General features: G+C 70.5%; 15 protein-coding genes, 1 rRNA gene and 1 pseudogene. 4 read left to right on the plus strand and 13 right to left on the minus strand.

The features are described from left to right. Together M3Q23_08985 and tyrS are read right to left on the minus strand one after the other, a co-directional pair. Positions 1–608: ribosomal RNA gene (locus M3Q23_08985) — 16S ribosomal RNA — on the minus strand; the annotation flags it as partial. A 458-nt stretch (positions 609–1,066) separates the two neighbouring features. Next, complete coding sequence (gene tyrS, locus M3Q23_08990; GenBank protein MDP9342219.1) at positions 1,067–2,287, minus strand: tyrosine--tRNA ligase; 1,221 nt, start codon at positions 2,285–2,287, stop codon at positions 1,067–1,069. 55 nt (positions 2,288–2,342) lie between these two features. On the opposite strand from tyrS, the gene M3Q23_08995 reads away from it, so the two are divergent. Next, entirely contained in the window at positions 2,343–4,919 is a 2,577-nt protein-coding gene (locus M3Q23_08995) for a transglycosylase domain-containing protein (GenBank protein MDP9342220.1), read from the plus strand. Here the strand turns inward: M3Q23_08995 and M3Q23_09000 are convergent. From M3Q23_09000 to argF, 3 genes are all read right to left on the minus strand, one after another. Next, positions 4,897–5,475, minus strand: coding sequence for a DNA-3-methyladenine glycosylase (locus tag M3Q23_09000; GenBank protein MDP9342221.1), 579 nt, complete (start codon positions 5,473–5,475; stop codon positions 4,897–4,899). The two genes, M3Q23_08995 and M3Q23_09000, sit on opposite strands and share 23 nt — an antisense overlap. A 68-nt stretch (positions 5,476–5,543) precedes the next feature. Next, a complete protein-coding gene (gene polX, locus M3Q23_09005) occupies positions 5,544–7,271 on the minus strand; it encodes a DNA polymerase/3'-5' exonuclease PolX (GenBank protein ID MDP9342222.1) in 1,728 nt (575 codons plus the stop codon). A 28-nt stretch (positions 7,272–7,299) separates the two neighbouring features. Then, positions 7,300–8,199, minus strand: coding sequence for an ornithine carbamoyltransferase (gene argF / locus M3Q23_09010; protein MDP9342223.1), 900 nt, complete (start codon positions 8,197–8,199; stop codon positions 7,300–7,302). A gap of 114 nt (positions 8,200–8,313) precedes the next feature. On the opposite strand from argF, the gene M3Q23_09015 reads away from it, so the two are divergent. Then, positions 8,314–8,790, plus strand: a complete 477-nt coding sequence (locus M3Q23_09015) for a sigma-70 family RNA polymerase sigma factor (protein ID MDP9342224.1) — start codon at positions 8,314–8,316, stop codon at positions 8,788–8,790. Beyond that, on the plus strand, positions 8,780–10,771 hold the full coding sequence (locus tag M3Q23_09020) for a hypothetical protein (GenBank protein ID MDP9342225.1): 1,992 nt from the start codon (positions 8,780–8,782) through the stop codon (positions 10,769–10,771). Before M3Q23_09015 ends, M3Q23_09020 begins: the two co-directional genes overlap by 11 nt. Positions 10,772–10,777: 6 nt before the next feature. Here the strand turns inward: M3Q23_09020 and pheT are convergent, their stop codons facing one another. The 5 genes and pseudogenes from pheT to M3Q23_09045 form a co-directional block, all read right to left on the minus strand. Then, positions 10,778–13,168: a phenylalanine--tRNA ligase subunit beta gene (gene pheT, locus M3Q23_09025; protein ID MDP9342226.1), complete on the minus strand. Its 2,391-nt coding sequence runs from the start codon at positions 13,166–13,168 to the stop codon at positions 10,778–10,780. Between the two features lie 7 nt (positions 13,169–13,175). Further along, positions 13,176–14,234, minus strand: a complete 1,059-nt coding sequence (pheS, locus tag M3Q23_09030; GenBank protein ID MDP9342227.1) for a phenylalanine--tRNA ligase subunit alpha — start codon at positions 14,232–14,234, stop codon at positions 13,176–13,178. A 34-nt stretch (positions 14,235–14,268) separates the two neighbouring features. Next, positions 14,269–16,260: a serine/threonine protein kinase gene (locus tag M3Q23_09035; protein ID MDP9342228.1), complete on the minus strand. Its 1,992-nt coding sequence runs from the start codon at positions 16,258–16,260 to the stop codon at positions 14,269–14,271. A 43-nt stretch (positions 16,261–16,303) separates the two neighbouring features. Then, positions 16,304–16,930 (minus strand): hypothetical protein, encoded by a 627-nt coding sequence (locus tag M3Q23_09040; protein MDP9342229.1) that lies wholly within the window; start codon positions 16,928–16,930, stop codon positions 16,304–16,306. Between the two features lie 36 nt (positions 16,931–16,966). Next, positions 16,967–17,731, minus strand: a pseudogene (locus M3Q23_09045) (RNA methyltransferase). Here M3Q23_09045 and M3Q23_09050 point away from each other — a divergent pair. Further along, on the plus strand, positions 17,724–18,629 hold the full coding sequence (locus M3Q23_09050) for a GNAT family N-acetyltransferase (protein ID MDP9342230.1): 906 nt from the start codon (positions 17,724–17,726) through the stop codon (positions 18,627–18,629). The pseudogene M3Q23_09045 and the gene M3Q23_09050 overlap by 8 nt on opposite strands. 3 nt (positions 18,630–18,632) lie before the next feature. On the opposite strand, the gene rplT is transcribed toward M3Q23_09050, so the two are convergent. Genes rplT through infC form a run of 3 tightly spaced genes read right to left on the minus strand, consistent with a single transcriptional unit; the run spans position 18,633 to position 19,710 of the window. Beyond that, on the minus strand, positions 18,633–18,992 hold the full coding sequence (gene rplT / locus M3Q23_09055) for a 50S ribosomal protein L20 (protein ID MDP9342231.1): 360 nt from the start codon (positions 18,990–18,992) through the stop codon (positions 18,633–18,635). Between the two features lie 3 nt (positions 18,993–18,995). Further along, complete coding sequence (rpmI, locus tag M3Q23_09060) at positions 18,996–19,187, minus strand: 50S ribosomal protein L35 (GenBank protein MDP9342232.1); 192 nt, start codon at positions 19,185–19,187, stop codon at positions 18,996–18,998. A 16-nt stretch (positions 19,188–19,203) separates the two neighbouring features. Continuing rightward, complete coding sequence (infC, locus tag M3Q23_09065; GenBank protein MDP9342233.1) at positions 19,204–19,710, minus strand: translation initiation factor IF-3; 507 nt, start codon at positions 19,708–19,710, stop codon at positions 19,204–19,206. Positions 19,711–19,836: the final 126 nt, after the last annotated feature.

Consider the following 19,836-nt stretch of genomic DNA (forward strand, 5'->3'; position numbering starts at 1 on the left):
ACTTTCACCACACCCTTATCAAACCACCTACGCGCCCTTTACGCCCAGTGATTCCGGACAACGCTCGCACCCCCCGTATTACCGCGGCTGCTGGCACGGAGTTAGCCGGTGCTTCCTCACCCGGTACTGTCAGGCTCGATTAATCGAGCTATTCGTCCCGGGCAACAGTGGTTTACACCCCGAAAGGCGTCCTCCCACACGCGGCGTCGCTGCGTCAGCCTTGCGGCCATTGCGCAAGATTCCCCACTGCTGCCTCCCGTAGGAGTCTGGGCCGTGTCTCAGTCCCAGTGTGGCTGGCCACGCTCTCACGCCAGCTACCCGTCGTCGCCTTGGTGGGCCGTTACCTCACCAACTAGCTGATAGGCCGCGGGCCCATCCCAGGCCGTCGGAGCTTTCCTCGTGCAGCCATGTGGTTGCTCGAGAGTATCCGGTATTAGCCCCGGTTTCCCGGGGTTATCCCAGAGCCTGGGGCAGGTTGCCCACGTGTTACTCACCCGTTCGCCGCTTTCCCCTCCCGAAGGTTGCCCTTCGAGAGGTTCACGCTCGACTTGCATGTGTTAAGCACGCCGCCAGCGTTCGTCCTGAGCCAGGATCAAACTCTCCGTAGAGATCGCTCGACCGCGCCTCTTGCGAGATGCGGCCTCGCTTTCATCATCACGGAGGGGCTTCGGAGGCTTGGCCGCCCCCTCGGCCCTTCGCATGACCCGGCCGGCTCAGATTGCTGGTTGAGTCCGGACGGTTCGTTTGGTACGTCCGCCATCCGGGTTCTGGACACGCTCACGCGCGCCTCCCCCGGCTGACGGGGAACGCACTGACTTTTGGCACACTGTTCAGTTCTCAAGGTGCGAGGCTTGGGCCCCGAGACGAGAAATCGCCGGACCGTGGTCCGGCGACGCCCGGAACGCATCCACATGTTACACGGCGTGCGCTACGGCGTCACCTCGCCTTGTTCGGTTGTCAGGCCGAGTCCTGCCACCAGGGCCCTTCCTTTCGCTCCGACGGGGCCGTCGGCAACAGATAAGGATATCACCCGTGCCCGGGGCGTCAAACCGCCCAAACCCGCAGGTCAGGAGGCCTGGGGCGGGAGGATCCGCACGAACGCGCGCCGGCCCACCGACAGAACGTGCCCGATCACGAACTCGGGATCCACCTCCTGCCCCACTCCGTCCAGGATCTCGCCGTCCCGGCGGACGCCGCGCTGGTCGAGGAATCGGCGGGCCGCCGAGTTCGACTCGGCCAGGCCCAGGGTCGCGAGCAGGTGTGGCAGCGAGACCTTCCCGTCGCGCAGGACCTCGGCCGGCAGGGGCGCCTCGGCCACGTCTTCGGGAAGCTCCTGGTCCCGGAACACCCGGTTGAACCGTGCCTCGGCGGCCTCCGCCGCCGCAGCGCCGTGGTACAGGGCGACGATCTGTCGGGCCATCCGGCGCTTCTCCTCCGCCGGATGCCGGTCCCCGGAGCCGAGTCCCGCGCGGACCGCCTCGACTTCCTCCGGCCCGGCGTCCGTGCAGAGCTCCAGGTAGCGAACGATCAGCTCGTCGGGCACGCTCATGAGCTTGCCGAACATCTCCTCAGGCGACTCGGTGATCCCGACGTAGTTGTCGAAGGACTTCGACATCTTGCGGACGCCGTCCGTCCCCTCCAGCAGGGGCATGGTCATCACGACCTGCGGCTCCTGGCCGTAGGCGCGCTGGATCTCCCGGCCCACCAGGAGGTTGAACGTCTGGTCGGTGCCGCCGAGCTCCACGTCCGCCCGCACGGCCACCGAGTCGTAGGCCTGCATCATCGGATACAGGAACTCCACCAGGCTGATGGGCCGCCCCTCCTGGTACCGGGTCCGGAAGTCCTCTCGCTCCAGCAGCCGGGCCACCGTCATGTGCGAGGTCAGCTTCAGCACGTCGGCCATGGTCAGCGGCGAGAGCCATTCCGAGTTGCGGCGGATCTCGGCGCGCTCCACGTCCAGGACCAGGCCCGCCTGCTCGAAGTAGGTGCGGGCGTTCTCCGCCATCTCCTCGGGCGAGAGCATCGGCCGGGTCTCGGATTGCCCGGAAGGATCCCCGACCAGCCCCGTGTAGTCCCCGATGATCAGGACCGCCGTGTGCCCCTGGTCCTGGAAGGCCCGCAGCTTCCGAAGCACCACGGTGTGCCCCAGGTGCAGGTCCGGGCGGGAGGGATCGATCCCCAGCTTCACGCGCAGGGGGCGGCCGAGCGCCAGCTTGCGCTGCAACTCCTCCTCAGACAGGACCTCGTGCGCGCCGAAGACAAGTCGGGAGAGGTCGGGAGTCGACATGACGTTTGGCGATGCTACCAGCGAGAACGCGATGCGGGCCTATCATGAGGCGGCCGTGAGCGAGCGCCGGGGATCCGTTCGTTCGGCCGTGCCATCCGTGCCCTGCGGGACCACCCGAGCACACCGCCTGGGGCCCGTGCTGGCCGGCGTCCTGGCGCTTGCCCTGCTGGCGCAGGGGTGCCGCATCCCCGACCTGAAGTCCGTGGAGGCTCGGGCCCGGCGGCTGCCCCAGACCTCCTTCCTGTACGCCGGGAACGGCAGCCTGGTCACCACCTTCCACGCCGAGCAGAACCGGGTCTCGGTGCCATTCGAGGACATCCCCCAGGTGATGCGCGACGCGGTGGTGGCCATCGAGGACCAGCGGTTCTACGAGCACGAGGGCATCGACCTGAAGGCCCTGATCCGGGCGGCCTACATCGACGCGACCTCCGGCAAGGTCGTGGAGGGCGGCTCCACCATCACCGAGCAGTACATCAAGAACCGCTACCTGGGCCCCGCGCAGACGCTGTCGAGGAAGTTCACCGAAGCCGCCCTGGCCTGGCAGCTCGAGCACGAGCTGTCCAAGAGCGCCATCCTGACCCGGTACCTCAACACGGTGTACTTCGGGCACGGGGCCTACGGCATCCAGGCCGCCGCCCGGACGTACTTCTCCGAGCCGGCCACGGCGCTCGACCTGTCCCAGGCCGCCACGATCGCGGGGCTCATCGCGGCGCCGTCCGCGTACGACCCCCTGGTCCATCCGCTACGGGCCCTGGACCGCCGCAACCGGGTCCTGGCCTCCATGCGGGCCCTGGACGACACCTCGGAAGCGGACTACTTCGCGGCCGTCCAGAGCCCGCTCGGCCTGCATCCGTCGAAGACGGGGGACCGGTACTTCGCCCCCTACTTCGTTCAGTTCGTGAAGGACTGGTTCACCTCCAACCCGGCCTTCGGCCCCACCCGGGCCGACCGGGAGGCGCTGCTGTACGAGGGGGGCGTGCGGATCTACACGACGCTCGACCCCGGCCTTCAGCGTGACGCCCAGAACGCCATCAACCAGGTCCTGGTGTACCGGACCGATCCCTACGCCGCGATGACGGTGATCGATCCGAGGACCGGCGAGATCAAGGCCATGGTCGGCGGCAGGAACTACTTCTCCCAGCACGACCCGGTGGCCGAGGTGAACCTGGCCACCGGGGGGGTCACCGGACGCCAGGCCGGATCGTCGTTCAAGCCGTTCGCGCTGGTGGCGGCGCTGGAGAACGGGATCGCGCCCCAGCAGACCTACGATGCGCCAGCCTCGCTGCAGATTCCGCTCCCCAGCGCCTGCCAGGCCCCCGGCCAGCCCGTGTGGGACGTGCAGAACTACGACGGCACCGCGGCGGGAACCATCGACCTCGAGACGGCCACCATCGACTCGGTCAACGTGGTGTACGCGCAGCTGGTGCAGCAGCTGGGCGGCGGGGACGCCTGCGCCGGCGCGGCGAAGGTCGTGGCGGTGGCCAGACGCCTGGGGGTGAGCGCCCCCGAGCTGGGGCGGATGGGCGTGGGGGTGCCCCTGCGGCCGGTTCCCTCGGCCGTGCTCGGGGCCGAGCAGGTGAACACGGTGGAGATGGCCTCCGCGTACGGCACGCTGGCCACCGTGGGCTACCGGGTCCCGCCCATCCCGGTCACCAAGGTCACCGACTCGCACGGCAAGGTGCTGTGGCGGGCCGATCCGCATCCAAAGCTGGTCGTGGACCCGGGCATCGCCTGGGTCACCGACCAGATCCTCCAGAAGGTCGTGCAGTTCGGGACGGGGGCGGCCGCCAACATCGGCCGGCCCGCCATCGGCAAGACCGGGACGGCCCAGCAGTACCGGGACGCCTGGTTCGTGGGCGCGATCCCGCAGCTGGTGGCGGCGGTGTGGGTGGGATTCCCGAAGGGTGAGATCTCCATGGTGGCGCCGCGGACCCGGCTTCCGGCGGTGCTCGGCGGGACCTGGCCGGCCCAGATCTGGAACGTGTTCATGGGCAAGGCGGCCGAGGACCTGCCCGTCCAGGACTTCCAGCAGCCCCGGGTGCGCTACGTCACGGTCGCGATCGACAGCTCCCGGGGATGCCTGGCCAACAAGTACACGCCGCCCTACCTGATCCAGCGGGTGCGGTACCTGGACGGCACGCAGCCCACGGAGCGGTGCACCGAACCGAGCTCGTACCAGCAGCTCCCGGTCCCGTCCGTGCTCGGCGTGGCCCTGGGCGACGCCATGGCCATCCTGCGAGGGGCCGGGTTCCAGGTCCAGGTGGTCGCCGTCTCCTCGGACCAGCCGGCGGGAACGGTGGTCGGCCAGGACCCGGCCGCCGGCGAGGGTGCCCTTCAGTCGAGCGTGGTGACCGTCACGGTGTCCGGGCCCATCCCGGTCATCACGCCCTCCCCGACGGTGACCGCCTCGCCCCAGGTCCTGGCGGTCCCGGACGTCGTCGGGCTGTCGCAGGGGGACGCGGTGAGCCTGCTCCAGGCGGCCGGGTTCGGCGTGGCGGTGGTCCAGGAATCGAAGTGCGCGACGGCCTCGTCCACCTGCCATCGCGCCCCGGGACTGGTGTGGAAGGAACGCCCCGACCCCGAGTCGGAGGTCCAGCAGGGCACCGCCGTCATGATCTACGTCGAACCCTGACCTTTCCGGGCTGGACAACGGCTGCCCGCGACAGGTACCGGCTGGTGCGGACGGTGAACCGCCAGGGCTGTTCCATGGCCGAGGTGATCCCCACGCGGGGGCCGATCCCGACCTCGCCGTCCGGCACCGGAGCGGCGCGCTCGATCCACATCCCGTCGCCCGACACCAGATCGATCCCGTTGTGCTCCCGGCCCACGCCGAACGCCTGGCACAGGCGCCCCGGCCCGGCGCACAGCAGACGGGGAACCTCCGTTCCCCGCCGGCAGGCCATCTCGGTCGCCCCGTCCACGGGTTCCACCGCGCGCAGGAGCGCCGCGCTCCCCTCCCCGTCCTGGCCGGCGACGACGTTCATGCAGAAGTGAGCTCCGTACGTGAAATAGACGTACAGGTGCCCGGGCGGCCCGAACATCACGTCCGTTCGGGCGGTGCGGCCACGGTAGGAGTGGCTGGCCGGGTCGTCCTGCCGGTAGGCCTCGGTCTCCACGATCCTTCCCGCCAGCCTGGTCCCGTCGGGGAGCGTTCGCACCAGGACCTGCCCCAGCAGGTCACGGGCCACCTCCAGCGAGGGCCGCGCGTAGAACGACCGCGGGAGACGCGGAGGGAGACGCGGAGGGCGGGCCACGCTCAGCGAGCGTGGCCCTTGCGCAGGAAGGTCCGGAGCTTCCCCAGAGGCCACGTGTTGATCACGTCGTCCTTGGTCAGCCACCCCCGCTGGGCGGTTGCGACGCCGAATCGCATGAACCCCAGGTGGACCGTGGAGTGGGAGTCCGTGTCCACGGCGAACTTCACGCCGTGGCGCCTGGCCCACATCACGTGCTCGTCCCGGAGGTCCAGTCGGTCCGGGAACGAGTTCACCTCGAGCGCGGTCCCGGTTCGGGCCGCCGCCTTGAACACCTCCTCCAGGTCGACGTCCACGGGGGCCCGGCCGCCGATCTGCCGGCCGGTGGGGTGGCCGATGATGTTCACGTGCGGGTTCTCGCAGGCCCGAACGATCCGCCGGGTCATCTCGTCCTTCGACTGGTTGAACAGCGAGTGCACGCTCGCGACGCAGACGTCGAACCCTTCCAGGAACTCCGGGCCCCAATCGACGCCTCCGTCCGCGTCGATGTTCAGCTCGGTCCCGTGCAGCAGCTCCATCTTCGGGTAGCGAGACTGGAGCTTCCGGACCTGATCCCGCTGGGCCAGCATCTTCTCGTCCGTCATGCGCTGCATGTACAGGTTGGGGGCGTGGTCCGTGATGGCGTAGTAGCGGAGCCCGCGTTCCGCGGCCGTGGCCACCATGTCCTCCAGCGTGGCCAGCCCGTCCGTCAGGTTGGTGTGGGTGTGGAGGTCGCCTCGAATGTCCCCCAGCTCGACCAGCGTGGGCAGCTCGCCGCGCTGGGCGGCCTCGATCTCGCCGCGGTCCTCCCTGAGCACCGGCGGGATCCACGGCAGGCCGAGCTGGGCGTAGACCTCCTCCTCGGTACGGGCCACGATGCGCTCGTCGGTCTCGGCGTCGAAGATGCCGTACTCCGAGAGTTTCAGGCCCTTGCGCACCGCGATCTCCCGGGTCCGGATGTTGTGGGCCTTCGAGCCGGTGAAGTACTGGAGCGCCGCGCCCCACACGTCCGGCGGGACCACCCGCAGGTCCACCTGGAGCCCCTTCGTGGTGAGGATGGACGTCTTCGTGTCCCCCCGGGCCTTCACCTCCGAGACGTAGGACAGCGAGGTGAACGCGTCCATCACCGGTCCGGGTCGCTTCGACGCCACCAGGATGTCGATGTCGCCGATGGTCTCGGCCATGCGGCGGAGGGAGCCCGCGTACGTGCACTTCGTGCAACCGCTGACCTGCGCGAGTTTCGCGATGATCTCCTCCGCCAGGTCGAGCGCCACCCCCACCTGGACCCGGCCGCCCGACTGCTGCATGAGGGCGATGCCGTGCAGGATGTTCTCCTCGGTCTTCGGGCCGAACCCCTTCATACCGGTGAGCCGGCCCTCGTGGATGGCGTCGGCCAGCTCCTCCACGGAGGAAATGTGGAGGTCCTTGTACAGGACCATGGCCTTCTTCGGACCCAGCGTGGGGATCGAGATCATCTCCCGCACCCCCGCCGGCACCTGCTCGCGAAGGTCCTCCAGCTGGCGGAAGGTCCCGGTGCGAAGCGCTTCCTGGATCTTGTCGGCGGTGGACGACCCCACGTTCGGGATCTTCAGCAAGCCGTCGCGGTCGAGGGTGGTGATGTCCGTGTGGTAGCCGCCCACGGACCGGGCGGACTTCTCGTAGGTGCGGACCCGGAAGGGGTCCCCGCCCGAGATGGCCAGGAGGTCCGAATACTCCTGGAGGAGCGACTCGACGACTTCGTTGGCCCGTGCCATCGTGAGCCCGATTCTACGGACCGGGCGGCTAGGCCTCGGCCAGGAGCCAGGCCAGCAGGGCCTTCTGGGTGTGGAGGCGGTTCTCGGCCTGGTCCCACACCGCCGAGTGCGGACCGTCGATGACCTCGTCGGTGATCTCGTGCCCGCGGTGGGCGGGGAGGCAGTGCAGGACGATGACGTCGTCCTTGGCCCGGTCCACGGCAGCCTGGTCGATGCGGTAGGCGGGGAAGACCAGGGAACGGTCCTCCGCTTCCGCCTCCTGGCCCATGCTGGCCCACACGTCCGTGTACAGGACGTCCGCGTCGATGGTTGCGTCGATGGGTTCCCGCATGAGCTCGATGGAGCCCCCGGTCTCGGCCGCGATCTCCGTCGCTCGCTGGACCACCTGCGGGATGGGCTCGAAGCCCGGCGGCGACGCCACCCGCACGTGCATCCCGGTGAGGGCTCCGCCGAGCAGGAGCGAGTGGGTCACGTTGTTGCCGTCGCCCAGGTAGGCCAGGGTGAGGCCGGCCAGGTCGCCCTTCTTCTCGCGGACGGTGAGGAGGTCGGCCAGGCACTGGCAGGGGTGCTCAAAGTCGGATAGGGCGTTGACCACCGGGACCGTCGCCACCTCCGCCAGCACCTCGAGGCGTTCCTGCTCGAAGGTCCGCAGCACGATCGCGTCGACGTAGCGGGACAGCACGCGGCCGGTGTCCTCGATGGTCTCGCCCCGGCCCAGCTGGAGCTCGCCGGAGGAGAGGACCACGGGATGGCCGCCCGCCTCGGCGATGGCGACCTCGAACGACACTCGGGTCCGGGTCGACGGCTTCTCCAAGATCATGGCCACGGACTTGCCCCGCAGGTGCTCGGAGAAGTCCCCCGGGGACACCTTGGCCTTCTCCGACAGCTCGAGCAGGTAGTCGAGCTCGGAGGCGGTGACGTCGTCCATGGAGAGGAAATCGCGGCCCACGAGCGGAGTCTATCCGGTGGCAATGGCGGTCCGGAAACTCGCGGCCTTCGAGGTAAACCGGCGGGGCCGCGGCGGACTTGGACGGGTGAGTGCGTGAGGGTCGACGAGCGGTTCCAGGAGCTGTACCGCGCGGAGTTCGGGGCCGTGTATCGAGCCGTCTTCCTGGCCTGCGGGGACCGGTCGGTGGCGGAGGACGCCACGCAGGAGGCGTTCGCCCGGGCCCTGGAGCGGTGGGGCCGGCTTCGGGACCGTCCCTGGGTGGCCGGATGGGTGGCCACGACCGCCATGAACGTGGCCCGGCGGTCGCTGCGGCGGCGTCCCGGACCGGAGCTGGAGGGCGCGGTGGGAGCGGCCGGAGCGGACCCGGACGCGGCCGAGGACGTGCGGAGGGCGGTGCGGCGCCTGCCGCCCCGGCAGCGGGAGGCGGTGGTCCTGCACTACGCGATGGACCTGCCGGTGGTCGAGGTAGCCCGGCTGATGCGATGCGCGGAGGGAACGGTGAAGGCCCACCTGTCGAAGGCGCGCGAGGCCCTGCGAGGCCGGCTGGAAGGGGTTCGCGATGAGGGATGACGAGCGGGTCCGAGCGGCGATCGGCCGCGCGATCGAGCCGGTCGACGCGCCGGACCCCCAGCTGGAGCGGGTGCTTGGCCGGGCGCGTCGCCTCCGGCGCCGGCGGATCGTTGCATCGGTCGTCGCCTCGATGCTCGTTCTCGTTGGGATCGCGGTGCCGTTGTCGCTACTCGCTGGCCTGGGTAGGAACCGCGCGGTGCCGGGGTCGGGCCGTCTCGACGCGTTCGGCATCGAGCTGACCCTGCCGGACGGGTGGGACGGGCGTATCTCCTGGACCACCGACGAGGTCGGTCCCGTATTCCAGGCCGGCACGTTCCCGCTCCCGCAGCCAGGGGGCGACTTCCTTCGGCGGGCCATGAAGGCCATGGCGCCGGAGGACATCGTCGTCGCGCTGCACGAGTTCACGCCGAGCTGCCCGTGCACCGGGTTTCAGGCGGTCTCGGCTCCGGTGTCAATCGGGCCCGGTGACGTCGTCTCCGATCCCGGGTTCGATCCCGGTCACGCGTACGCCGAACAGGCCTTCCAGAACGGGGGTCGATGGTTCGTGCTCGGGGTGGCCTTCGGCACCGCGGTGCCGGGTGCCGCAGCGGAGCAGCAAGCCAACAGCGTTTTGTCGACCCTATGGATCGACCCTGGCCTCACAAGCGGTCCCACGGGCGACCCCGCCGGCGGCATCCAGCCTCCACCCCGGTTCGATCCCGCGCCGCAATGGAACCAGATGGCTGCCGGCACACCCGCGGGCTGGGAGTTGCTGCCCCTGGCCTGGGCATCGAACGAGCCGTTCCGGGCGGCGGACCTGGCGTACGTCGCCCGATACGACGTCATGGAGTTCCGGCCCGACGCGACGCTCCGGGCTCTGCCTCCGGACGGTGTGGTCGTGGTCGCGTCCGCCGGCACCACCACACCGTTCGGGGGGGCCTCTCAGCCCGGGAACCCGAACTTCCCCGACCGCCAGCTGCCGCTTCAACTGACCGACGCCGACGTCCGCACTGCCTGGGAGGGTCAGGTCGCACCGAACGTCCCCGAATATCTGATCCTGGCGCGGGTGGGCCAACAGGACGTCGACGTCCGCGTCTACTTCGGGACGCTTCACCCGGACGACGCGACGCTCGCCGACGCACAGGCCGAGCTGGATCGGCTCCAGCTCCCTGCGGTCGAGCCAGGCGTGACCCCGACCCCGCCGACTCCGCTCCAGACCGGGACCCACGAGTTGGATCAGGACGACGGCATCTCGATCGTCGTGCCGAGCGGATGGTCGTTCCTCGAGGATCCATCCGGGCCGGACGAGCCGAAGACCGTCCTGGCGGTGTCGAACGTCGCGATCCCCCAGGGAGGCGACTGCGCGCCCACCGCCGCGCAGGACGCCCTGCCCCAGGACGGCGTGCTGGCCTGGGTGATCGAGTACCACGACCCGCAAGGGAACGACTTCCGGCCGAGGCCCGATCGCTTCTCCCTCGATCCGGGCACGCTCGCGCCCTACGAGTGCTCGGATGTCCCGTCGTACATGTTCCGGTTCTCCGACCCGGGACGGGACTTCCAAGTCCACGTGGTCCTGGGACCCGGGGTGAGCAACGCCGACCGCGACCAGCTGCTGGCCTCGCTGTCGAGCATGCAGGTGGACCGATGCCCGCCGCCGGACGTTCCGGGGCTCGTTTCGGAGATCGGGACCCTGGCGCCTGGCACGGGGCCGCTGGGCACTCTCGTCACGTTCTCCGGACTGCCGACTGGACGCACCGAGAACTGGTTCTGGACTCAGGCCGATCGCATCGAACTGTGGTGGACGAAGCGCGGGCTCCCCACGAGTCCGCTGAGGGAATTCCAGATGAAGCTGGGCCAGCTCGACCTCGGGATGGAATGCACTGTCAGCGTGACGTTCCGGGTACCGGATGTCCCGCCGGGCGGCTACCAGATCACGGTCCTGATCTACGACCGAGGCGGATTCGGCGTGGAGGCCGAGCGGCCGTTCGTGGTGACCCCGTAGTCCTCGCTACCCAGAGCGGAGCTCGGCGCCGAAGTCCTTCGCCAGGCGGTCGACGATGGCCTGGACCGTCTGCTCGGCTTCCTGGTCGGTGAGGGTGCGGTCGGGGGCCCGGAAGTCCACCGAGAAGGCCAGCGACTTCTTCCCCTCGGCGATGGGCGGGCCCGTATGGACGTCGAACAGGGTCACGGAGCCGGCCAGGCCACCCGCGGCCTCGACGATGGCGTCGCGAAGCGCCCCTCCGGGCGTCGACGCGTCCACGGTGAACGCGAGGTCGCGGCGGACCGGTGGGAACCGGGGGACCTCCCGATAGGCCAGGTCCGCCCACGCGTGCACGGCCAGCACGGCGACCTCCAGCTCGGCCACGGCCACGCGGCCCGGGAAGTCCAGCCGGCGGGTCACGTTCGGGTGCAGCTCCCCCACCTGGCCGGCCAGCCGGTCTCCCACCACCACCGACGCGGAGCGGGTGGGATGGAACAGGTGCCGGTTCGGGGGCGGCCCCAGGCTCCAGTCCCGGATCCCCAGGGCCTCCAGGAGCGTCTCCAGGGCGCCCTTGGCGTCGGAGAAATCGAACTCCCGGGGTGGGTCGGGGTAGCCCCGCGAGGCCTGGCCGGCCAGCGCCCAGGCCACGCGCTCGTGTTCCTCCACCGGGTGCTCCGAATCGCCGTCCCCCGGGTAGAAGACCCGCCCCACCTCGAACAGGGCGCCACTCAGGACCTGATGCGCCAGGTTGCCGGACAGCGCGCGCAGCAGGCCGGGGAGGAGGCTGGTGCGCAGGAACTCGTCGTCTGCGGCCAGCGGGTTCGCCACCCTGACCCCCTCGCGGTCGTCGACCAGCGCGAGGTCGGCCGCGGACGCGAACGAATAGGACGTGGTCTCGAGCAGCCCGGCCCTGGCCAGGGCCTCGCGGATCCGCCGCCGGAAGCGATTCACTGGGGGAACGCCGCCCGCCTGCCGGATGGCGGGGAGGGTCTCGCCGAGCCGCTCGTAGCCCAGGACCCGGATGACCTCCTCGATGAGGTCGACCTCCTGCTCGATGTCCGGCCGGAAGCCGGGCACCTCCGCCTCGATGGCGCCGGAGCGCTCCTCCGTGGCGATGCCGACCTTGCCCAGGCTGTCCACCACCTGGGTGGCGGAGACCTCCATCCCCAGGAGCAGCGACGCCCGCTCGGGGCGGACCCGGATCCGCCGGCGCTCCGGCGCCGCACCCACGTCGATGGAACCGGCCAGCACGGTGCCGCGCGACCACGCAGCGATCAGCGCCGCCGAGCGGTCGGCCGCACGCGGGACCGCCTCGGGATCGGCCCCCCGCTGGAACCGGGCCGAGGCCTCGGTGCGCAGGCCCAGACGTTGGGACGTCCGGGCGATTCCGGTCCGCTCGAAGTAGGCGCTCTCCAACAGGACGTCGCGGGTCGTGGCCGAAACCTCGACGGGCGCGGAGCCCATCACGCCGGCGATGGCGACGGCTGTGGCGTGGTCGGCGATCACCAGGTCGTCCGCCGTCAGGGTGCGTTCCACGTCGTCCAGCGTGACGATGCGCTCCCCTTCCTCGGCCCGGCGGACCACGATGCCGCTTCCCTCCAGGGCTGCCAGGTCGAACGGGTGCAGTGGATGGCCCATCTCCAGCAGGACGTAGTTCGTGGCGTCCACGACGTTCGACAGCGGTCGCATGCCGGAAGCGGTCAGCCGAGCCTGGACGTTCAGCGGCGAGGGCCCCACGGAGACGCCACGGATGACCCGGGCCAGGTACCGAGGGCAGCGCTCCAGGTCGCGGATCTCCACCGTGGCCACGTCCGTGGCCTTCTCGTCGCCCTCGACGACCGAGGTGTCGGGAAGGGTCAGCGGCACCCCGGTGGCCGCGGCGACCTCACGGGCCACGCCCACCACCGACATGAGGTCGGGGCGGTTCGGCGTGACCTCGACGTCGAGGACGGCGTCGTCCAGGCCGAGCTGCACCTTCAGGTCGACCCCCACGGGGGTGTCCGGGGGCAGCACCAGGATCCCGTGGTGGTCCGGGGAGATGGCCAGCTCCCACGGCGAGCACAGCATGCCGTTCGAGGTCACCCCCCGAACGTCGCGGTGCTCCAGGGGCTCGGGGCGGACCGGGACACGGGCTCCCGGCGGGGCGTAGGGAACCAGGTCGCCGGACTTCATGTTGCGAACCCCCACCACCACCTGGACCTCTCCGGCCCCCGCGTCCACCCGGGCCACGCACAGCTTGTCCGCGTCGGGGTGGTCCCGGACCTCCAGCACCCGGGCCACCACCACGCCCTCCAGCCCCGCCCACGGGCGCTCCACGGACTCGACCTCCGCGCCCTTCGCCGTGAGGAACTCGGCCAGGTCCTCGGCCGACAGGTCGGTCGGCGCGAACTCGCGGAGCCACGACAGCAGGACCTTCATCCCGGTCTCACCCCAGGCTCGCGAACTGCTCGAGAAAGCGGACGTCGCCCTCGTAGAACAGGCGGATGTCCGGGACGCCGTAGCGAAGCAGGGCCACCCGCTCGATCCCCAGGCCGAAGGCGAACCCCGTGTACCGCTCGGGGTCGTAGCCCACGTTGCGGAGGACGTTCGGGTGGACCATCCCGCACCCCAGCAGCTCGATCCAGCCCGTTTGCTTGCACGTCCGGCACCCGGCCCCACCGCACAGGAAGCACGACACGGCGAACCCGGCGCCGGGCTCCACGAACGGGAAGAAGTCGGGCGTCAGCCGGACCCGGGTGTCCTCGCCGAACATGGCCCGGGCGAAGGCGTGCAGCGTTCCCTTGAGGTCGGCGAAGGTGATCCCCTCGTCCACCGCCAGGCCCTCCACCTGCATGAACACCGGCGTGTGGGTGGGGTCGGGCGTCTCCTGCCGGTACGTACGGCCGGGGGCGATGATGTAGACGGGCGGCTGCTGCGATTCCATGGTGCGGATCTGCATGGCCGAGGTCTCGGTGCGGAGCAGCAGGCCGTCGTGGCCCGGGATGTCCAGGTAGATGGTGTCCTTCTCGGTACGGGCGGGATGGTCGGGCGGGATGTTGAGGGCCGTGAAGTTGTACCAATCCGTCTCCACCTCGGGACCCTCGACGACCCGGTATCCCATGCGGGTGAAGATGTCGATGATCTCGTACTCCGTCACCGCGAGGGGATGCATGGCGCCGGTCCGGGGGCGGCGGCCGGGCAGCGTGACGTCCACGCGGTCGAGTTCCAGCCGCCGGCGCTCCTCCGCTTCCCCGAGAGCTTCCCGCCGCTTCGCCAGGGTCTCCTCGAGGGCGGCCCGGACCTCGTTGGCCCGGTAGCCGGCGCGGCGGCGGTCTTCCTCCGAGAACGCGCCCAGCGAGCGCTGGACCTGGGAGAACGGGGCCTTCCGGCCGAGGACGGCCTGCCTGCCCCGCTCCAACGCATCGAGCGAATCCGCTTGCTCGATCAGCGCGAGGCCGCGCTCCAGTTCCTGATCCAGGGTGTGCAGGGCTTGGGCCAGATCCATGGGTCCGGCCAGTCTACCGGCGGAGACGACGAAGTCACCGCACCACAAGCCACGCGGAGCGACCATCGCTCCCGAGTGCGACTGGGAGGTCGTGGAACTGAACCGTGGCAACCACAGCGTTCAAGGCCGGGTCGACGACCCACAGCGTCCGGCTGAGCCCCTGGACCACCAGGACCTCGTTGCCCGCCACGACGAAGCTGGTCGTGGACTCGAAGCCCGCCTCACGCTCTCCGGGGACGGCCACGATGCCCGCGGGGGAAGCCGAGTGGCCCGAAGGCTCGTACGCGACGAGCGAGAGCCCGTCGTCGAGCAGCCAGATCCTGCCCGCGCCGCATGTCACCTCCTGTGGCTCGATCGGCAGGTCGCCGACGGTGCCGAGGACGTGCCCCGTCGCGGGATCCAGGCGCAGCAGCCGCGGACCCAGGTTCGGACCGACCGGCTCCGCGACCCACAGGGAGCCGCCCAGCATGCACATGCCGCTCCAGCTCGGGAGGGCGATGTCCACCACGACCTTGTTCGTCCGGGTATCGATGCCGACGATCGACCGGCCGCTGTTTGGGATACCGGGTTTCTTGCTCAACGCCGGTCCGTCGGCCCACAGCAGATCCGTCGTCCCGGATGACGGGGTGCCGATCGGGTGGACGGGGAAGGGAATCGTGGCGACGATCCGCCCATCGACGGGATCGACCCGCAGGACCCCGTCGCCTGATCCGATCCACACCGAGCCCTGTTCTGTGAACACGTAGCCGTCGCGATCCGCCGGGACGATCGCCGCCACCGCTTTCGTCTTCGGCTTGATCTCGGCAACCTGGCCCTCGACTCCGACGTGAACCCACAACCCCCCTTCCCCGACCGCGAGCCCGTCGATCGCGCCTGGATCGAGGACCGATGGAGCGATCCGGCCAGACGGCATCCCGGTCTGCGGGTCCAGACGGAACAGTCCCGTCCCCGTCACGAGGTTCGCCGGCGGTGCGGTGGTGACGGGCGCGGACGATGGGGAGTGAACCGAGGCCGGGGAGCCGGTGGACGGACCGGCACGGGGCTTCGTCCCCCGTCCGGACAGCAGGAAGACGAGTAGGCCCACGACGACCACGAGCGCGATGCCGCCCCCGAGGAGCGCGCGACGCCGCGGGGACGGCCCCCCGGGTTGCGGCGCGAGGGGCCGCTCGTCGCTCCCCGAGCCCACCGCCGCGCGGGCGGCGGCCGCGAACTCCCCCGCCGTCCGGTACCGAAGGTCAGGGGTCTTGGCCAGTGCCTTGCCCAGCACGCGGTTGAGGGCTGGAGGCAGGTCCGGGCGGACGTCGGTAACCTGCGGCGGCTTCCCCTGGACGTGCGCCCACAGGGTGGCCACCTCGACATCTCCTCTGAATGGGGTCCTTCCGGTGAGGCACTCGAAGAGCACGCACCCGAGCGAGTAGACGTCCGCCCTGCCGTCGACCGGCCTTCCCTCGATCTGCTCCGGGGCGACGTAGTCGGCCGTACCGACGAGCTGGCCGGTGGCGGTCAGCCGGGCTTGGGACTCGAGTCGCTTGGTCACGCCGAAATCCGAGAGGTACGCGTGCTCGGTCGAGGCCGGATCTGGAGGAGGAACGACCAGGATGTTGGCCGGCTTCACGTCGCGGTGGACCAGCCCGGCCGCGTGCGCCGCGTCCAGGGCTCCCGCCACCTGGACGATCAGGGTCGTCGCTCGGGCATGCGACAGCGCCCCTTCAGCCCGAAGGATGGTCCGGAGATCCTTCCCTCGAACCAGGCGCATGGCCATGTACAGGACGCCATCGGTCTCCCTGGCCTCGAAGATCGGGACGATGTTCGGATGGTCGAGGTTGGCGGCGATCTGCGACTCCTGGATGAACCGGTCCCGGAACGCGGCGTCCTCGGACAGTTCCGGCGCGAGGATCTTCAGGGCGACCTTCCGCTTCAGCCCGAGGTCCTCGGCCAGGTACACGACGCTCATCCCGCCGCGGCCCAGGACGGAGTCGATCCGGTAGCCGGCGAATTCCTCCCCTACCCGTGGCTCCCCCGCCATGGGCGCGTTTGTATCACCGGTCCGGGACGAACGATAGGCGGCGTCAGGTCGCCGGAAGCCTCAGCCGGAATGCGATCCCGCCCTCCACGGCGGCGGTGAGGGTTCCCCCGTGGGCCTCGGCTACCGCCCGGGCCACGAACAGGCCCAGCTTGCTGCCTCGGCCCGAGCCCGCCGCGCGGGGGGCCAGCAGGGCCTCCGATTCCCCGGAGCTCAGCTGGGTATGGGCCCGGAACGCGTCGACCTCCACCGCGTCCCCCCGTGCGCGTACCTGGAGCGTGATCGGGCCTTCCTCCCCCCACCACGCCACCGACTCCAGCATGGCTTCCACGGCCCCCTGTACCCGGACCGGGTCGGCCAGGATGGGGGGGGCGTCGGCGTCCCACTCCACTGCTGGGAACTCCGGGCGCCTCGAGACGGCTTCCACCGCCTTCCCGAGGATCTCGGACAGATCCACCCGCTGGAGCGACAGCTCCAGCCGGCCGGCGGTGGCGCGGGCCGCGTCGACCAGCTCGCGGAGCACGGCGTTCATCCGGCCGGCGTCCATCGCGATGGCGCGGAGCATGGCCTCGCGATCCTCGTCGCTCAGGCTGGGCCACCGGGAGAGCATGGTGGTGGCGAACCCCCGGACCGCGGTCAGGGGGGAGCGGATGTCGTGGGCTGCCCCGGCCACCAGCGACGCCAGGTCGGCGGTGCCGGTTCCTCGCTGCCGCACGGCCTCGAACAGGCACACCGTGGCGGCGGCCGCGAGGTTCAGGGACTCGGCACGGGGCGAGATGAGTACCCGGATCGTCGCGTCCGCCAGCGAGGCAACCTCCTCGGGCAGCCCCCACGCCTCGTTGCCGAACAGGAAGGCAGTGGGAGCCGCCAGGTCGAGCGAGTACAGGTCGCGGTCCCCGCTCGCCGTCGCCGCGTAGACGGCCAGGCCCCGCCTGCGGAGCTCGTCCACGGTTTCCTCCACGGAGACCCCCCGGACCACGGGGAGGTGGAACAGCGACCCTGCCGAGGACCGGACGGCCTTGGGGTTGTAGACGTCCACCGAGGTCGACGTGAACAGCACGGCGTCCGCCCCGGCCGCGTCCGCGGAGCGAAGCACGGTCCCGGCGTTTCCGGGGTCCCGGACGGCGTGCAGCACCGCCGCCAGGGTCACGTCGGAGGGGAGCCCCTCGAGCGGCACGTCGATGAAGCGGGCGACGCCCACCAGGCCCTGCGGCGTGACCGTGGATGTGAGGTGGCGGACGACGTCCTCGCTGACCTCGACCAGCGGAACCCCCGCCTCTCGGGCCCGGCCCACCACCGGGTGGAGGCCCTCGTCCGGGGTATGGAACAGGACCGAGAGCCGGCCGTCCGGTCCGATGGCCTCGCCCACGGCCTGGGGGCCCTCCACCAGGAACTCCCCCCTGGCCTCGCGGAGCCCGCGCTTGCGCAGCTTGAGCGCCTCCGCCACGCGGGGGTTCTTCAGGGAGGTGATCACGACGACCGGACTTTACCGGCCCTTCGGCCCGGTGCTAGAACGGCCCATGGAGCTACGGCGCTTCGACCATGCCGACGCGTTCTTCCAGGCGGTGGGCTCCTTCCTGGTGGCGGACGAGCCACGGCACAACCTGGAGCTCGGCATCATCTCCCACCTCCGGAACCGTCCCGTCCCGGACGCCGACCCACCATACCTGGCTGCCCTGGAGCGCAGCGGACGCGTGGCCGGCGTGGCCATGAGGACACCGCCGTTCGGGGTCCTGGTTTCACTCGCCGATCTCGCCGACGCCCCGGCAGTCGCCGAGGACGTCCGGTCCTCGTACGAGTCCCTGCCGAGCGTGCTCTCCACGCCGGAGACGGCTCGGGCGTTCGCGGAGGCCTGGAGCGGCCTGTCCGGCCAGCGCCTCGTTCCGGGGATGCGCCAGCGCATCTACCGCCTCGACGAGGTGCCTCCGGAGCCGGATGGCCCGGGAAGGATGCGGCCGGCCACGGTGGACGATCGGGACCTGCTTCTGCGATGGATGGAGGAGTTCCTGGTCGAGGCGGTCCCGCAACAACCGCCCGGCCGGACGGCTCAGGTGGTCGATGACCGGCTGGGGGCCTCGGACGCCGGCCTTGCGCTGTGGGAGGACCCCGAGCCGGTTTCACTGGCAGGCTTCGGGGGCCCCACGCCGACGGGGATCCGGATCGGGCCGGTGTACACACCGCCCCCGTTGCGGCGGCGCGGCTACGGCACGGCCAGCACGGCCGCGCTCAGCCGGATGCTCATGCTCCGCGGCTACCGCACGTGCTTCCTGTATACGGACCTGGCCAACCCGACCTCGAACGGCATCTACTCGGCCATCGGCTACCGGCCGGTGTGCGACATGCTGGAAATCCGGTTCGAGGAACCGGCCTAGCTGCTACGAACCGAGACCGGCGCGGGCCGTTTCCACCAGCGACCTGAACGCGGCGGGGTCCCGCACGGCGATGTCCGCGAGGATCTTCCGGTCCAGCTCCACACCGGCCTGGGACAGGCCGTGGATGAACTGCGAGTAGGTCATGCCCTCGGCGCGGGTGGCCGCCCCGATGCGGGTGATCCACAGGCGGCGGAACTGGCCCTTGCGGTCCCGGCGGTCCCGGTATGCGTAGGCCCCGGAGTGCATGACCTGCTCCTTGGCCACTCGAAGGCGGCTGTGGCGCGATCCTCGATAGCCCTTGGCGGCCTCCAGGATCTCCCGGCGCTTCTTCCGGGAGTGGACCGATCGCTTGACCCTGGCCATCCCCTATGCCCCCAGTATCCGCTTGATCACGCGGGCCTCGGAGGTGACCTCGCTCATGCCCTCCACCCGGCGCCTGCGGCTTCCCGACTTCTTGCGCAGGAAGTGGTTCCCGGTGCCCCGGCGGTGCAGCACCTTGCCGTTCCGGGTGACCCGGAACCGCTTGGCCGCGCCTCGGTGCGTCTTCATCTTCGGCATCGCTCTCGTCCTAACGTTACTGGGCGGCAGCCTGTCCGTCGTCGTGTTGCTGCGCCTGCTTCTTGGTGGGCGCGATCACCATGACCATGTTGCGCCCGTCGAGCTTCGGATACGCGTCCACCACCGCGAGGTCCTTGAGGTCCTCCACCAGGCGGTCCAGGATCTTGCGCCCGAGCTCCGTATGGGCCATCTCCCGTCCCCGGAACATGATGGTGACCTTCACCCGCGCGCCCGCCTTCAGGAACCGCTCGACGTGGCCCTTCTTGGTGGCGTAGTCGTGCCGGTCGATCTTCGGCCGGAACTTGATCTCCTTGATGGTGATCGTGCTCTGGTGCCGCCGGGCCTGCTTGGCCTTCTGCTCCTGCTCGTAGCGCCACTTGCCGTAATCCATGATCCGGCAGACGGGCGGGCGCGCGTCGGCGGCCACCTCGACCAGGTCGAGGGACGCGGCGTTGGCGATCTCCTGGGCCTCCGCGAGCGGGACGACCCCCCGGTTCTCGCCCTCCGCGTCGATAAGCCGCACGGTCTCCGCGCGGATCGCCTCGTTGATCCGGGTCGACGGCCCGGTGGGCGGGCGCGTGTCGGGTCCGCGTCTAGGCGGCAAACAGCACCGTGACGGGCGTCAGGCGGATCCCCCGACGTGCGGGCG

This window comes from Actinomycetota bacterium (genome assembly GCA_030774015.1).
Classification (GTDB): domain Bacteria; phylum Actinomycetota; class UBA4738; order UBA4738; family JACQTL01; genus JALYLZ01.